15 protein-coding genes are annotated in these 15,875 nt (G+C 68.5%); 10 read left to right on the top strand and 5 right to left on the bottom strand.

Annotated elements, in window-relative coordinates:
* Positions 1-23: 23 nt before the first annotated feature.
* Positions 24-731 (bottom strand): tetratricopeptide repeat protein, encoded by a 708-nt coding sequence (locus U5N23_RS10925; RefSeq protein ID WP_322592836.1) that lies wholly within the window; start codon positions 729-731, stop codon positions 24-26.
* Positions 732-801: 70 nt separating this feature from the next.
* On the bottom strand, positions 802-1,437 hold the full coding sequence (locus U5N23_RS10920; protein ID WP_322592835.1) for a DUF6151 family protein: 636 nt from the start codon (positions 1,435-1,437) through the stop codon (positions 802-804).
* Positions 1,438-1,574: 137 nt separating this feature from the next.
* Here U5N23_RS10920 and U5N23_RS10915 point away from each other — a divergent pair, with 137 nt between their 5' ends.
* From U5N23_RS10915 to U5N23_RS10880, 8 genes are all read left to right on the top strand, one after another.
* Positions 1,575-2,324, top strand: a complete 750-nt coding sequence (locus tag U5N23_RS10915) for a pseudouridine synthase (RefSeq protein ID WP_322592834.1) — start codon at positions 1,575-1,577, stop codon at positions 2,322-2,324.
* Between the two features lie 70 nt (positions 2,325-2,394).
* Positions 2,395-3,351: a nitronate monooxygenase family protein gene (locus U5N23_RS10910; protein WP_322592833.1), complete on the top strand. Its 957-nt coding sequence runs from the start codon at positions 2,395-2,397 to the stop codon at positions 3,349-3,351.
* A 61-nt stretch (positions 3,352-3,412) separates the two neighbouring features.
* Positions 3,413-4,036 (top strand): hypothetical protein, encoded by a 624-nt coding sequence (locus U5N23_RS10905; RefSeq protein WP_322592832.1) that lies wholly within the window; start codon positions 3,413-3,415, stop codon positions 4,034-4,036.
* Positions 4,037-5,043: 1,007 nt separating this feature from the next.
* Positions 5,044-5,589, top strand: a complete 546-nt coding sequence (locus tag U5N23_RS10900; protein ID WP_322592831.1) for an MgtC/SapB family protein — start codon at positions 5,044-5,046, stop codon at positions 5,587-5,589.
* 190 nt (positions 5,590-5,779) lie between these two features.
* Complete coding sequence (locus tag U5N23_RS10895; RefSeq protein ID WP_322592830.1) at positions 5,780-6,715, top strand: DMT family transporter; 936 nt, start codon at positions 5,780-5,782, stop codon at positions 6,713-6,715.
* Between the two features lie 105 nt (positions 6,716-6,820).
* Complete coding sequence (locus U5N23_RS10890) at positions 6,821-7,054, top strand: hypothetical protein (RefSeq protein ID WP_322592829.1); 234 nt, start codon at positions 6,821-6,823, stop codon at positions 7,052-7,054.
* Positions 7,055-7,224: 170 nt separating this feature from the next.
* Positions 7,225-8,028 (top strand): class III extradiol ring-cleavage dioxygenase, encoded by an 804-nt coding sequence (locus U5N23_RS10885; protein ID WP_322592828.1) that lies wholly within the window; start codon positions 7,225-7,227, stop codon positions 8,026-8,028.
* Positions 8,029-8,084: 56 nt separating this feature from the next.
* The gene (locus U5N23_RS10880; protein ID WP_322592827.1) at positions 8,085-8,627 is read left to right on the top strand and encodes a DUF924 family protein; all 543 of its coding nucleotides are present in this window, start codon (positions 8,085-8,087) and stop codon (positions 8,625-8,627) included.
* 13 nt (positions 8,628-8,640) lie between these two features.
* Here the strand turns inward: U5N23_RS10880 and U5N23_RS10875 are convergent, their stop codons facing one another.
* The 3 genes from U5N23_RS10875 to U5N23_RS10865 all read right to left on the bottom strand — a co-directional run bounded on the left by U5N23_RS10875 (position 8,641) and on the right by U5N23_RS10865 (position 11,936).
* The gene (locus U5N23_RS10875) at positions 8,641-9,408 is read right to left on the bottom strand and encodes a fumarylacetoacetate hydrolase family protein (protein ID WP_322592826.1); all 768 of its coding nucleotides are present in this window, start codon (positions 9,406-9,408) and stop codon (positions 8,641-8,643) included.
* 5 nt (positions 9,409-9,413) lie between these two features.
* Positions 9,414-10,391 (bottom strand): tripartite tricarboxylate transporter substrate binding protein, encoded by a 978-nt coding sequence (locus U5N23_RS10870; protein WP_322593221.1) that lies wholly within the window; start codon positions 10,389-10,391, stop codon positions 9,414-9,416.
* A 303-nt stretch (positions 10,392-10,694) separates the two neighbouring features.
* On the bottom strand, positions 10,695-11,936 hold the full coding sequence (locus tag U5N23_RS10865) for a pyridoxal-phosphate-dependent aminotransferase family protein (RefSeq protein ID WP_322592825.1): 1,242 nt from the start codon (positions 11,934-11,936) through the stop codon (positions 10,695-10,697).
* 122 nt (positions 11,937-12,058) lie between these two features.
* Here U5N23_RS10865 and U5N23_RS10860 point away from each other — a divergent pair, with 122 nt between their 5' ends.
* Positions 12,059-12,757, top strand: a complete 699-nt coding sequence (locus U5N23_RS10860; protein WP_322592824.1) for a GntR family transcriptional regulator — start codon at positions 12,059-12,061, stop codon at positions 12,755-12,757.
* Between the two features lie 13 nt (positions 12,758-12,770).
* On the top strand, positions 12,771-15,839 hold the full coding sequence (locus U5N23_RS10855) for an FAD-binding and (Fe-S)-binding domain-containing protein (protein ID WP_322592823.1): 3,069 nt from the start codon (positions 12,771-12,773) through the stop codon (positions 15,837-15,839).
* Positions 15,840-15,875 lie beyond the last annotated feature (36 nt).

Raw genomic sequence — 15,875 nt, 5'->3', positions numbered from 1 at the left:
AAGGGGGTCTCCTTGGTTGTAGATCAGCGTGGCTTGCCGTACCTGGCTGCGTACTCGGCAGCCAGCTTGCGCGCAGCCACCTGCCCCTTGGCATCGAGGATGCTCAGCAGCTGCGCCCGGTTCTTGATGGCGTGGGGCTCGCCCGCACTGGCCGGCATGTCGATCCAGGCAAAGGCCTGCACATAGTCCTGCGGCACGCCATGGCCCTGGGCGAAGAGCAGGCCGTATTCGTTCTGCGCGGCCAGCGAGCCGGCCTCGGCCGCCTTGCGGTACCACAGCGCGGCCTTCTCGTGGCTCTGGGGCACACCGGCGCCCTTGCGGTAGGACTGGCCCAGGTTGAACTGCGCCTGCACGTCGCCCTTCTCGGCGGCCAGCGTGGCGTAGTGCTCTGCACGCTGCATGTCCTGCGGCACGCCATCGCCCTTGGAGTACATCAGGCCCAGGTTGGCCATGGAGGGCGTGTAGCCCGCCTGCGCCGCCTCGGTGAACAGCGCGACCGCCTTCTTCAGGTCCTTGCCCACGCCCTGGCCGGTGTAGTAGAGGCTGGCCAGCATGTGCTTGCCAGCGGCATCGCCGGCGTTCGCTGCGGCGCTGAATTCCTTGAACGCAGTGGCGTAGTCCCCCTTGCCATGGGCGGCGATGCCATCGTTCACGGCAGCGAGGGCGGAAAAGGACATGGCGGCGGCAACTCCCAAGGTCAGGGCGGCAGCAAAGGCACGCGGGGTCATCATCGGCAGGTGCTCCTTCGGCTATTGGGGCGCATTCTGGCACGGCCCGCCGAGCCATCTGGCGCGCCAGGGACTATGCAGCGGCCTCCACAGCCGCCACCGCGTGGGCATGCTCGGCCGGGGCCAGCACCTGCACCGTGGCGACCGGCACGCCCGCACCATCGAAGAACGGCGTGCGCCGGTAGCTGCCGGTCAGGCGCGATGCCGCGATGCGCGGCATGAAGCCCAGCAATGCCCTGGCCTGGCGCCACCCACCCAGTGCCGGTGGCTTGCCGCCCCTGGCACCGGCCGTCTCCAGATGCATCTGCACAGGCTGGAATGCGGGCGGCCCCAGCGGTTCGCTGCCCAGAGGGCGCAGGCAGCTGTGCACCAGGCCCACATAGGGCATGCGCCAGTCGCGCCCGGTGTTGGCCAGCGGCGTGTTGCAGCAGCGCGCGTACCATCGCAGCAGGCCCTTGCCCGTCAGCGACACACAGGCCAGTTGGTCCGTGCCGCCGGTGAACGACACGTTGCGCGCATGCGTGCCCACGACCTCGGTGCCTGCCAGCGCACCGAGCACGCTACCGGCCTGGCCCAGGTGATGGGCATAGGCCTGGCAGTCGCGGCAGTAGCACACGGCATGCAGGGCCGAGCGCGTATCGGCCAGTTCGCCGGTGACCTGGCCGCACCGGCATTGGAAGCGGTGCTTGTCGTGGTGCTGCGTGTCCATGGCTGCGTCTCCCTTTCTTCCTGGTCTCTCTGTAGGCGTGGTGCAAGCTTAGCCCCCTTGCTGCCAGAATCTGTCAGCAGCGTACACCCCCTCCCCGCTGGCCTTTTTTTATCCCTTCGCACTGCGCTTTTTCCACCATGCCCCCATTGCACATCCTCTGGCGCGACGAGCACCTCGTCGCCGTCTACAAGCCTGCCGGCTGGCTGGTGCACCGCACGGGGCTCGACGCGGGCGAGACGCGCTTCGTGATGCAGACCCTGCGCGACCAGTTGGGCCAGCATGTGTACCCCGTACACCGGCTCGACAAGGGCACCTGCGGCGTGCTGGTGATGGCGCTGCACAGCGATGCAGCACGCGCCCTGTCGCAGGCCTTCGAGCACCATGCCACACACAAGCGCTACCTGGCCATGGTGCGCGGCTTTGCGCCCGCTGCGGTCGAGGTGGACCACGCCCTCAAGCCCGACGACGCGCCGGCCGACGCCCCGGTGCAGGACGCGCACACGCGCTTTCGCACCCTGGCGCAACTGACCCTGCCCGAGGCCAGCGACCCGCGCTTTGCCAGCACCCGCGCCTCGCTGGTCGAGGCCGTGCCCACCACCGGCCGGCGCCACCAGATCCGCCGGCACCTCAAGCACCTGGCCCATCCCATCATCGGCGACGCCACGCACGGCAAGGGGCCCCTGAACCGCTGGTGGGCCGAGCGCCTGGGCCTGCAGCGGCTATGGCTGCATGCCTGGCAGTTGCAGGTGCCGCACCCGGTGACGGGCGAGACGCTCGTGTTCGACAGCGGCTTGCGGCTGGGCACCGGCGCGGTCCAGGAGGCCGACCCCACCGCCGACTGGCAGCGCCTGCTGGCAGAGAGGCCCTGGTCCACCATGGCCCCGTAACCCGGGCGACATGCGCCATGCGTCGGGCCCCGAATAATGGGTTTTCCCAAGAACAACGGAGACCGAACGCATGACCACCCCGACCACCAGCAACAACCGCGTCCTCGCCCACACGGGCGCGCGCTACCCAATCATCCAGGCGCCCATGGGCTGGATCGCCCGCACCCCGCTGGCCTCTGCCGTGTCGCGCGCCGGCGGGCTGGGCATCATCGAGACCTCGTCGGGCGAAACGGCCAACTGCCAGGCCGAGATCACGAAGATGCGCGCCCTCGGCCTGCCCTTCGGCGTGAACCTGCCCATCCGCTTTCTCAAGGACGACGCGATGCTGCGTTTTGTCTGCGCATCGGGCGTGAAGTTCGTCACCACCTCGGCCGGCAGCCCGGCCAAGTTCATCGCGCCGCTCAAGGACGCGGGCATCACCGTCTACCACGCCGTACCCACGCTGGAGGCCGCGCTCAAGTGCGTGGATGCGGGCATCGACGGCCTGGTGGTCGAGGGCGGCGAAGGCGGTGGCTTCAAGAACCCCGAGGAGGTGTCGACCCTGGTGCTGCTGCAGGCCATCCGCGCACGGGTGGACGTGCCGCTGGTCGCCGCCGGCGGCATCTGCGACGGGCGCGGCATGGCTGCAGCCTTTGCCCTGGGCGCAGAGGCGGTGCAGATGGGCACGCGCTTCGTGAGCTGTGCCGAAAGCCCGGTGCACGCCAACTACAAGAACGCCATCCTGGGCGCGAGCACCACCGGCACCTGGATGCTCAACACCCGCGCCAGCCCCTGCATCCGCGCGCTCAAGTCCGAGCGCACCGCGGCGATCCACGCAGCCGGGCTGATGCCGGCTGACAGCTTCGAGGGCATACAGCGCGTGTACTTTGATGGCGACATGGAAGCGGCGCCGGCGCTGGCGGGGCAGACGGCGGGGCTGATCGATGCGGTGAAGACGGCGCAGCAGATCATCGACGATACGGTGGCGGAGTTCTTTGCCATCACCACGCGGCTGGGCACTCTGGGTGCGGCGCGTTCCTTCGGTTGATGGGTGGTGGGTGGTTGGCCCACAATGGCCCGGTGAACCGCACTTCCAAAGGACCATTGCGATGCCCCGCCTTTGCAGAAACGCCACCACACGCCCGTACCGCCTGCACCCAGGGGCGGCCCTGTTGCTGCTGGCTGCAGCGCTGCTCACAGGCTGCGGCACACCCGCCGCCAACACCAGCACCAACCCTGGGCCGGCCCATGCCGAGCGGGCGCACCTGCCGCTGCTGCGCGGCTGGTTCGACGGCAAGGAGGTGCTGTACGTGACCACCGACGCCTCCGACGCCGAGGTGGCGCGTGAGCACCTGGCCAACCACGTGCCCCAGCTCGCCCATGCGCTGGCCGACATGCCCGGCGCTGCGGGCGGCAGCCGGCGCCCTGGCGCCACGTCGCGCGTGTACGGCAGCACCAACTTTCGCCAGCCCAGCGTGTTCGCTTCTGCCCCGGAGCCCGTGGGCCATGCCAACCGCAGCGCGGCTTATAGCCCGCTGTGGCAGTTGGTCAAGGTCACGTGGCGCGACCCTGCGCAGGCGCGCGTGCTGCGGTCGGAGGAGGAGGTGCTGGATGCGGAGGACAAGGGGCTGGTAGTGCTGGAGGTGACGCGTGTGGTGCTCAATTGTCCCATCTTGCACCGGGGGGAGTTGGGGGTGTTGCCGGGGGTGACTGTGGATGGGCGCACGCCGTGAACGAACGCTTTGAACTGTGCTTCGGTGTTCGGTCTCTGTGGTTGCTGCGGCGCATAGGTTGAGGGCGGAGGCCGGGTCTCGGCCCGGCGGCCGAGGTACTTGTTCTTTGCTTCGCCAAAGAAAAGTACCCAAAAGAAAGGCGACCCCGCTGCCCGTGTCCCCCATCGCCCTGTCGGGCGCTGGGGGTAGCCTGCGATGCTCGGTCCTGGGGTGACGCCGAAGAACTCCCTGCGCTGCCTCTGCGAGGCAGCTGCGGTCAAACAGCTTCGGCGAGCCAGATGACGAGGCGCGTGTCCTTCGGCACGCGCTCACCCCAGGCCCTGCGCTTCTCGGCACGGTCAGAAGGGGGTGGGAACGGGCTCCACTCGGGCCATTGCTTCGCTCGGCCCGGTGGTCCTTCGCTGCGCTCGGCTCGCCAGGGCGGCTGCGCCGCCCGTCGGCAGCGCGCAGCGCGTAACCGACCCCAGGCGCAGCTGCGCAGCAGCAGCCGTCTTTGACCCCGCTCCCCACCCCTGCTGGCTGCGCCGAGAAGCGCAGGGCCTGGGGTGGGTGCGTGTGCCGCAGGACACACGCACTTCGTGCTCTAGCTTGCCGATGCTGTTTGAGCGGAGTTCGAAGAACGCAGCGAGTTCATCGGCACCACCCCAGGCCCGAGCATCGCAGGTTGCCCCCGTTCGCCCGACAGGGCGTACGGGGGACGCAGACTGGGGGCCGCCTTCTCTTTGGTGACTTTCTCTTGGCGGCCAAGAGAAAGTTACTGCGCCGCCGGGCGCACATCCCGGCCTCCGCCCTCAACCAAGGCACGCAGCAACCATAAACGCACAGCTCCAGAGCACCACAGCGTCGGCCGCGTCCTACCCCAAAACTCGACTTCCGCTGCTAGCGCCCCAAGCAACAAGCAAGCACATTGTCGCCAGTGCCCGCCGTGGGCACCGCACCCGGAGATGCCATGCGCCCCCCCATAACCACAACACACCACCACAACCCCCACCCACCAGGCCGCCGCCATGGCTGACGCATCCCAAGCCTGGTGGCAACAAATCGCCAGCACCATCGCCTCCGAATTCTCCGACGTCCCCGACGCCGGCGAAGCCACCCGCATCGTCGTGCGGCTCACGGTGGCCGGCATCCTGGGCGGCCTGCTCGGCTGGGAGCGTGAGCACGCGGGCAAGGCCGCCGGCGTGCGCACCCACATGCTGGTGGCGATGGGCGCGGCCCTGTTCGTGCTGGTGGCGCAGCAGGTCGGCATCGGCCCGGCGGACAACAGCCGCGTGATCCAGGGCATCGTCGCGGGCGTCGGCTTTCTCGGCGCCGGCACCATCCTCAAGGGCGATGCGGATGGCGAATCCCAGGTGCGGGGCCTGACCACCGCCGCCGGCATCTGGCTCACGGCGGCCATCGGCGTGGCCGCGGGCCTGGGGCGCGAGGTCACGGCCGTGCTGAGCACCGTGCTGGCCCTGGCCGTGCTCTGGGCCATCCCGATGCTGCACGACGCGACGCAGAGCCGTTCGCAGCGCGGTGGCAAAGAAAAGGACAAAGCGAAGGCCGATTGACCAGCCGGCAGGGCACGCGTCTCGCAGCATGGGAATGCTGGCAGCCCACTGGCAGCAGGCCTGGGCTACACTTTTTGCACAGCCCCGCACTGCGTTGGGGACTGGCCCCATTGCCAACGATTGATTGCCGCCATGACGCCTTACCCCACCCCGGCTGCCCTTGCAGCCATTGCACCGCCAGGAGCCGCCGGTGGCTGAGCCCAGCGCCCAGGCCACCCCGTCCAGCCAGCCCACCTCTGCCACCGCGCCCCTCTCGGCCAACCTGCGCGGCATCATCGCCATGTGCCTGGCGGTGGGCTGCTTTTCGGTGATGGACGCACTGCTCAAGACCCTGTCGGGCAGCTACCCGGCCATGCAGGTCGCGTCCATGCGCGGGCTTGCTGCATTGCCCCTGGTGACGCTGTACGTGCTGTGGCGCGGCGAGGTGCGCGGACTGCTCAAGGTGCGCTGGCCGCTGCACCTGCTGCGCGGCGCGATCAACATCACCATGCTGGCGCTGTTCGCCTTTGCTCTGCGCGAGCTCGGCTTGGCCGAGGCCTACACGCTGTTCTTCATCGCCCCGCTGCTCATCACGGCCCTGTCCACCGTGGTGCTGGGCGAGAAGGTGCGCGGCGCGCACTGGGTGGCCATCGTGCTCGGCCTGGTGGGCGTGGTGGTGGCCCTGCGCCCGAGCCAGGAGGCCATGCTCTCCGTGGGCGCGCTGGCCGTGCTGGGTGCGGCCACGGGCTACGCCATCTCGGCCATCGCCGGGCGCCTGCTCACGCGCACCGATTCGAGCGCCAGCCTGGTGTTCTGGACCACGGCCATGCTGGCCCTGGGCGCCACGGCCCTGGCCTTGCCGCAGTGGAAGGCGGTGGACGCATCGCACTGGCCGCTGGTGGCCGCCATGGGGGTGTCGGGCTTTCTCGGCCAACTGGCGATCACCGAGGCCTTCCGCCACGGCCAAGCGTCCGTCGTCGCGCCGTTCGAGTACACCGCCCTGGCCTGGGGCATGGGCCTGGACTGGGTGCTGTGGCAGGCCATGCCGGGTGCCTACACGCTGATCGGCGGGGCCATCATCATCGGCAGCGGGCTGTACCTGGTGCGCACCGAGCGCAATACGCAGCAGGCGGTACTGCCGCCTTGAGCCCCTGCCCCGCACCGGCACGGCGCGTGGTCCCACAATGCGCGGGCGCGCGCAGCGCTGTAATGGGCAAATACCAATAGCGGCCCTGCCGCACGAGGATTTGCCATGACACAAGCAGCACACACCCAGCACGCCACCATCCACGGCCATGTGACCTACACGCCCGGCGATGGCGCCCCCATAGTCATCCCCGAAGGCCCGGTGGAGCTGATCACCTCGCCCGACAGCACCACGCTGAGCTGGTCGGTCGAGGACGATATCGCAGGCTCGGCCGCGATACCGAAGGACCAGTACAACCAGTACGTGCGCGACGGCAAGATCCGCCTGACGAAGCACTGAGCCAACCCGCTCCCCGCCCCAGCCCATAAAGCAAGGTGGGAAGCGGGCCTTGATTGTCCTGCCTGCCGGACAGTGTGTCCCGGCCATACCGGCTTGTGCGCCTTTTGATGGACCCTATATTCGATCCATCGCACCGGGGACCCCCACTTCTCCCCGGGCCAAGGAGCCGCATGACCGCCACCCCCACCTTTCCCACCTTCTTCGTCTCGCACGGCGGCGGCCCCTGGCCGTGGGTCGATGGCATGAAGCAGCTGTTCGCCAAGACGGCGCGCGAGTTCGCCCGGATGCCCGGCCTGCTGCCCGCAAAGCCCAAGGCCGTGCTGGTCATCACCGGCCACTGGGAGGCGCAGGAGTTCACCGTCTCCACCGCCGAGCACCCGCCCATGGAGTACGACTACTCCGGTTTTCCCGAGCACACCTACCGCATCCAGTACAAGGCACCCGGATCGAAGGCGCTTGCAGGGCGCGTCGGCGAGTTGCTCAGTGCCGCCGGCATCGGGTGGGGGGAAGACGCCCACCGCGGCTTCGACCACGGCACCTTCGTGCCCCTGAGCCTGATGTACCCCGAGGCCGATGTGCCGGTGGTCATGCTGTCGATGAAGTCCAGCTACGACCCGGCGGAGCACATCCGCCTGGGCCAGGCCATTGCACCGCTGCGGGACGAAGGCGTGCTCATCATGGGCAGCGGGCTCACGTACCACAACATGCGCGGCTTCGGCAGGCCGCAGTCCACGCCCGTGGCCGAGGCCTTCGAAGCCTTCCTGAACACCGCCATCACCGCACCCAGCGCGCAGCAGCGCAATGACATGCTGGTGCATTGGCAAGAGGCCCCCGGCGCACGCCTGGCGCATCCGCAGGAGGACCACCTGATCCCGCTGATGGTGGTGGCAGGTGCCGCCGGTGCCGACGTGGGGCACCGGGTCTTTGTCGACCATGCCATGGAGGTGGCCATGGCCTCCTACCAGTTCGGCTGACCGCACCGCAGGCCAGCACCTATGATGGCGGCCCCCTATCCGCAGATCCATTGCCCATGCCACGCGAAGAAGACATCCTCCGGTTCTGGTTCCAGGAACTCACGCCCCAGCAGCAATTCGTGAAGGACGAGGGGCTCGACCAGACCATCGCCACCCGCTTCGGTGCCACGCTGCAGGCCGCACGCCAATGCGAGCTGTCGCCCTGGCGCGCCACGCCCGAAGGGCGGCTGGCCGAGATCATCGTGCTCGACCAGTTCTCGCGCAACATCCACCGCGATACCGCACTGGCGTTTGCGCAGGATGCGCAGGCCCTGACCCTGGCGCAGGAGCTGGTGGCCAGCGGCCAGCACAAGGCCCTGCCCGTGGCGCAGCGTGCATTTGCCTACATGCCCTACATGCACAGCGAATCGCTGGTGATCCACACCCAGGCCATGGAATTGTTCGACCAGCCGGGGCTGGAGAACAACCTGGCCTTCGAGGTCAGGCACCGCGACATCATCGCGCGCTTTGGCCGCTACCCGCACCGCAATGCAGTGCTGGGGCGCACCTCCACCCCGGATGAGCTGGAGTTCCTCCGGCAGCCCGGCTCTTCGTTCTGACAGGGCCTGGCGGTCAGAGCTGCACTGCGGCGCTGCCCACGCCGTCGAACTCCACTTCCACCTTGTCACCGCGCTGGGCCGGCAGCATGCCCACCCACGAGCCGGTCGTCACCACCGTGCCCGCAGCCACCGTGGCGCCCTGGCGCGTGGCGTGCTGCAGCCAGGTGTGCAGCAGCCACACCGGGTCGGCCAGTGGATGGGTGCCCGTGCGCACCACGGGCTCGTGCTGGCCGATGCGCGCCACGCAACGCTGCGCCGCCCAGTCGCGCGCCACATAGGGCAGCCACTCGCCCAGCACCAGCGCGCCGTGCGACTGCAGGTCGGCCAAGCGAAGCAGGGCCGGTGCAGCACCGCCCTCGGCCCAACGCGAATCCACGATTTCGATCGACACGGCCATGGCGTCGACGAACATGCCTGCCGTCTCGGGCGTGAGCGCTGCCGCCTGCGCGGGCGAGACGGCCTGGCCCAGGCGCAGCGCGATCTCCGCCTCGATGCCGATGGTGTGGAACAGCATGTCGGCATAGCTGGCCGGGCTGCAGCGCACGCCCGCTGGCGGCAGCGGTGCATGCGTGAGCACGGCCTGGCGGTTGGGGCCACCCGACTTCCAATGCCGCGCCGGGCCCGGCGGGAACCAGCCCATGGCCTGCGCCAGCGCATCCTGCGCGGCATAGGCTGCAGCGGCATCGGCCAGGGCCCAGGGTTGGGCGCTGGTGGTCTGTCCGCCCTGCCATGCGGCAGCAAGCGCCTGGGCCACTGCGTGCGTCGGGTCGTTTTCGGCCATTGTTTTCAGCTTTCTACCTTGACGTTGCCATCCTTCACCACCTTGCCCCACTTGGCGATTTCGGTGGCGATGAAGTCCTTGAACTTGTCGCGCGATCCACCGCCGTCTTCGGCGCCATAGGTGTCCAGGCGCTCCTGCACGTCGGGCATGGCCAGCACCGTGTTCACATCGCGGTTGATCTTGTCGGCGATGCCCGATGGTAGCTTGCCCGGCCCGGCCAGCCCGTACCAGGTGGTGGCCTCGAAGCCGTTGAAGCCCTGCTCCTGCATGGTCGGCACGCCGGGGTGCCCCTTGGCGCGCTTGGTGCGCGTCTGCGCCACGGCGGCCACCTTGCCGCTCTTGACGTGTGGGGTGGCGGCCGTCATCGTCTCGAAGCAGAACTGGATCTGGTTGCCCATGAGGTCGGCCAGCGCGGGCGCGCTGCCCTTGTAGGGCACATGCAGCGCATCCACGCCCGCCTGCAGCTTGAACATCTCCAGCGCCAGATGCTGGGCCGATCCCGGGCCGGCCGAGCCGAAGCTCACCTTGCCGGGGTCGGCCTTGCACAGGGCCACGATCTCCTTGACGGTCAGCGCCTTCTGCCCCGGCCCCGCGATCAGCAGGTTGGGCGTGACGCCCACCATCACGATGGGCACGAAGTCGCGCTGCACGTCGTAGCGCAGCTTGGGCTGCAGGCTGGGCGCCAGGGCATGGCTGTTGATGTGCGCCATCAGCAGCGTGCTGCCGTCGCTGGGCTGCTGCGACACGTACTCGGCCGCCAGCACGCCCGAAACGCCGGCCTTGTTCTCCACGATGACCGACTGCTTCCACATGGTCGACAGCTTGGTCGCCACCACGCGCGCCAGCGCATCGGTGCCGCCACCGGGCGGAAAGCCCACGATGATGCGCACCGGGCCGCTCGGCCACTCCTGCGCGAACAGGCGCGGCGCGCCAAGCGTGGCCACCGCCGCGCCAGCGGTCTGGATCAGGGAACGTCTTTTCATCATCGCTTGTCTCCTTCGTGGCTCTGTGAGCCTGGTTTGAATGAACCCAGCAAGGCGCCGCTTCATACGGATTTGCATTCAATCGGAGAACTAGGCGGGGAGCCGCAGACAGTGCTTTAGCACGGCAAGGCGACCCAACGACGTTATACGTTTGAAGGCAAATCCGCATCAGGCACGCGCAACGCACCCGGCGGCAGAAAAACACGGTGTCTCCACGGCTCCAGGCCGCGCCGGGCACGGCGAAGGCCAGCGCACGCGCGCTGGCCTGGTGCCCCGATCAGGAAAAAGAGGAACGGGCGGCGTTCACGCCGCCTTCTTCAATGCCGCAGGCGCTGCATGGCTGGCGAAGTAATCCATGCTCGCCTGCACGCCGCTGCCGGCCAGGGCAATGCCCGAGAGCTTCATGCCCATCTCCACGCCCGCGACCATGGCAATGAGCGTGAGGTCGTTGCTGTCGCCCAGGTGGCCCATGCGGAACATGCGGCCCTTGAGCTTGCCCAGGCCCGTGCCCAGCGAGAGGTCGAAGCGCTGGTGGATCAGGCGGCGCAGGGCATCGGCGTCCACGCCCTCGGGCGTGATGACGCCCGTGAGCACGGGCGAGTACACCGCCGGGTCGGCGCACTGGATGGGCAGGCCCCAGGCGTTGACGGCGGCGCGCACGCCCGCACCCCAGCGCTGGTGGCGCGCGAAGACGTTGGGCAGGCCCTCGGCCAGCAGCATGTCCAGCGCTTCGGACAGGCCGTACAGCAGGTTGGTGTTGGGTGTGTAGGGCCAGTAGCCGTCCTTGTTCATCTCCACGATCTCGTCCCAGGCCCAGAAGGCGCGCGGCAGCGTGGCGGTCTTCGAGGCTTCAAGCGCGCGCGGCGACAGGGCGTTGAAGCTGATGCCCGGGGGCAGCATCAGGCCCTTTTGCGATCCGCTGATGGTCACGTCCACCCCCCATTCGTCGTGGCGGAAGTCGGCGCTGGCCAGGCCCGAGATGCTGTCCACCATCAGCAATGCCGGGTGGCCTGCGGCGTCGATGGCCTTGCGCACCGAGGCGATGTCGGAAGTCACGCCGGTGGAGGTCTCGTTGTGCACCACGCACACGGCCTTGATCTTGCGCTCCGTGTCCTTGCGAAGGCGGGCCTCGATCAGGTCGGCCTGCACGCCGCGGCGCCAGCCGCCGGCCTGGGGCAGGTGCTCATCCTTGCCCTCCCAGGTGAGGAACTCGGTGGAGATACCGAGGCGTGTGGCCATCTTCTGCCACAGCGAGGCGAAGTGCCCGGTCTCGAACATCAGCACATGGTCGCCCGCGCTCAGGGTATTGCACAGGGCCGCCTCCCACGCACCGGTGCCGGAAGCGGGGTAGATCGCCACCGGGTGGCGGGTCTGGAAGATCTTCTGGATGCCCGAGAGCACCTTCAGGCCCAGGCCCCCGAACTCGGGGCCCCGATGGTCGATGGTGGGCAGGCTCATGGCCCGCAAAATGCGGTCTGGCACCGGGCTCGGGCCCGGGATCTGCAAGAAATGGCGGCCGGTGGGATGAAAGTCGAGTTGAAGCATGGAGCGTCCTTTCTGCCTTCAGTTTTGCATGCAAAAAACATGAACGCATGCGGGAATACCCTTTATATTGGCCGTTGATAGCGCCATTTTTTGCATGCAAAATTCAATCAAGAAAGCAACCCATGGCTGAAATCATTGAAATCTCCCGCCTCGCACTGCACGACCAGGTCGCTGCGCGGCTGCGCACCATGCTGGTGGAAGGCCAGATCGCGCCCGGCGCCAAGCTCAATGAACGCGAGCTGAGCGAGCAGTTGCGCGTATCGCGCACCCCGCTGCGCGAAGCCATCAAGCTCTTGGGCGCCGAAGGCCTGGTGGACCTGCTGCCCAACCGGGGCGCGGTGGCCGTGAAGCTCACCGAGGCGGACGTGGTGAACACCTTCGAGGTGCTGGCCATGCTCGAAGGCATGTCGGGCGAGCTGGCCGCGCAGCGCATCGGCGACGAGGAACTGGCCGAGCTGCGCGCCGTGCACTACGAAATGATGGCCTGCTTCGCGCGGCGCGACCTGTCGGGCTACTACCGCATCAACAACAACATCCACACCGCCATCAACGCGGCGGCGCGCAACCCGGTGCTCACGGCCACCTACCGCTCCATCAACGCGCGCGTGCAGTCGCTGCGCTTTCGCACCAACCAGAACGAAGCCAAGTGGAAGCTGGCCGTGGCCGAGCACGAACAGATGATCGAAGCCCTGGCCGCCCACGACGCCGATGCCATGCGCAAGGTGCTGGTGGCCCACGTGCTGCGCAAGCGCGATACGGTGCTGGAGCTGCTGCGCGCCGGCGAGATCTACCCCAAGCCCCAGCGAAAAGCATCCACCTAGGACCTCAGCACTTATGCGCATCGAACCCGCCAGCAGCCTGCAGCCAGCCGGTACCACCCTGCCCCCCAACGAGACCTGCGAGGCGCTGGCGCGGCGCCTGTCCAGCGAGACCGAGGGCGAGGTGCTGTTCGATGCCGGCTCGCGCGGGCGCTACGCGACCGATGCCTCCATCTACCAGATCATGCCGGCCGGCGTGCTGGTGCCACGCACCGAGCGCGACATCGCGGTGGCCATCGACATTGCGCGCGACCTCAAGGTGCCCGTGCTGGCGCGCGGCGGCGGCACCAGCCAGTGCGGCCAGACCACGGGCGCGGCGCTGGTGATCGACAACACCAAGCACTTCCGCAAGCTGCTGGCGCTGGACACCGAGGCCCGCACGGCCACGGTGGAGCCCGGCATCGTGCTCGACCACCTCAACGCACAGCTCAAGCCCCACGGCCTGTGGTACCCGGTGGACGTCTCCACCAGCGCCCAAGCCACGCTGGGCGGCATGGCGGGCAACAACTCCTGCGGCTCGCGCTCCATTGCCTATGGCAACATGGTCCACAACGTGCTGGGCGCGAGCGCCTGGCTGAGCGACGGCGAACTGGTCGACTTCGGCCCGCTGGCCACGCTGGGCCCGCGCGCCACGGCCATTGCCCAGCATGTGCGCCAGCTCGCCGTGCAGCACCGCAGCGACATCGCCGAGCACTGGCCCAAGGTGCTGCGCCGCGTGGCGGGCTACAACCTCGACATCTTCGACAACCAGAGCGAAAAGCCCTACACCACCGACGGCAGCGTGAACCTGGCGCACCTCCTGGTGGGGTCCGAGGGCACGCTGGCCTACACGCGCAGCCTGACCCTGAAACTCAGCGAGCTGCCGCGCGCCAAGGTGCTGGGCATCGTGAACTTCCCCACCTTCCACGCGGCCATGGATTCGGCGCAGCACATCGTCAAGCTCGGCCCCACGGCCGTGGAGCTGGTGGACCGCACCATGATCGAGCTGGCCCTGGCCAACCCGGCGTTTCGCCCCACGGTGGAGACGGCGCTCATCGGCAAGCCAGCCGCCATCCTCCTGGTGGAATTTTCGGGCACCGACAAGGCCGCCCTGCTGCCGCAACTGCGCCAGCTGGTGGAGCTGATGGGCGACCTGGGCCTGCCCGGCAGCGTGGTCGAGATGCCCGATGAGGCCCCACAGAAGAACCTGTGGGAGGTGCGCAAGGCGGGCCTGAACATCATGATGAGCCTCAAGGGCGACGGCAAGCCCGTGAGCTTCATCGAGGACTGCGCGGTGCCGCTCGAACACCTGGCCGAGTACACCGACGGCCTGACCGAGGTGTTTGCCCGCCACGGCAGCCGGGGCACCTGGTACGCCCACGCCTCGGTGGGCACGCTGCATGTGCGCCCCATCCTCGACATGCGCACCGACGGGGCCGCCAAGATGCGCGCCATTGCCGAAGAGGCCAGCGCCCTGGTGCGCAAGTACAAGGGCGCTTTCAGCGGCGAGCATGGCGACGGCCTGTGCCGCGGCGAGTGGATCGAGTGGCAGTTCGGCCCTGCCATCAACGAGGCGTTCCGCGCCATCAAGAACCACCTGGACCCGATCGGCCTGTTCAACCCCGGCAAGATCATCGACCCGCCCAAGATGGACGACGGCGCGCTGTTCCGCTTTGCCCCGCCCACGGCGCCCCGGCCCTACAAGCGCATCCCCCTCACCCCCGTGCTCGACTGGTCGGCCTGGAACGTGCAGGCCGACCCGGTGACCGAGGTGACCACCGCCCCCGGCACCGGCGGCGACGTGACCGGCGGCTTTGCCAAGGCCGTGGAGATGTGCAACAACAACGGCCACTGCCGCAAGTTCGACGCCGGCACCATGTGCCCCAGCTACCGCGTGACGCGCGACGAGCAGCACCTCACGCGCGGGCGCGCCAACACCCTGCGCCTGGCCGTGTCGGGGCAGCTCGGGCCCAACGCCTTCACCAGCGAGGCCATGCACGACACCATGGACCTGTGCGTGGGCTGCAAAGGCTGCAAGCGCGACTGCCCCACGGGCGTGGACATGGCGAAGATGAAGGTCGAGTTCCTCGATCACTACAAGCGCCGCCACGGCCATACGCTCAAGGACCGGCTGGTGGCCCACCTGCCCGGCTATGCACGCACCGCCAGCCACTTCGCCTGGCTGCTCAACCTGCGCAACACCGTGCCCGGCGCGGCCTGGCTGGGCGAAAAGCTGCTGGGCTTTTCGGCCAGGCGCTCACTGCCCGCCTGGCGCAGCGACACCTTCTGGCGCAGCCACGATGCCTCCCTGTTTGCAGGCAAGGACGACACCATCGCCGCCGCCCAGGCCGGCCGCAAGACGGCCGTGCTCTTCGTCGACACCTTCAACGGCACCTTCGAGAGCGAGAACGCCCTGGCCGCCGCGCGCGTGCTGCACGCCGCCGGCTATGTGCTGCACACCGTGGAAAAAGCCGGCGGCCACCACTGCTGCGGCCGCACCTACCTGGCCACCGGCATGGTCGACGAAGCCAAGGCGAAAGCCGGCGCACTCATCGACGCCCTGCTGCCCCTGGCCCAGGCCGGCATCGCCATCGTGGGCCTGGAGCCCTCGTGCCTGCTCACCCTGCGCGACGAGGCCCTGGTGATGGGCCTGGGCGACAAGGCCGTGACCGTGTCCCAGCAAGCCCTCCTGTTCGAGGAATTCCTGGCCCGCGAGGCCAAGGCCGGGCGCTTTGCGCCATCCCTCAAGCCCGCCGGCCAACCCATCCTGCTGCACGGCCACTGCCACCAGAAGGCCTTCGGCGCCGTGCCCCCCATCCTGGAGGTGCTGCGCCTGATCCCCGACGCCAGGCCCGAGCTCATCGAAAGCTCCTGCTGCGGCATGGCCGGCAGCTTTGGCTACGAGGCATCGCACTACGAGGTGTCGATGCAGATGGCCGAGACCGCGCTGCTGCCTGCGGTGCGCAAGAACCCCGATGCCATCGTGGTGGCGGATGGGACCAGTTGCCGGCACCAGATCGCGGATGGGGCGCAGCGGGAGGCGGTGCATGTGGCGAGGTTGCTGGACAGGCTAATGGGTGAAGCGGGTTCGCTGCGGGATGGATAGGGTGGCGCCCGGTACTTCAGTTCTGCTATGGACCAA

The sequence above is a fragment of the Acidovorax sp. genome, from assembly GCF_034519795.1.
Taxonomy (GTDB): domain Bacteria; phylum Pseudomonadota; class Gammaproteobacteria; order Burkholderiales; family Burkholderiaceae_C; genus Acidovorax.
The sequence above is the reverse complement of the archived record's forward strand: the minus strand, read 5'-3'. Positions and strand labels throughout refer to the sequence as shown.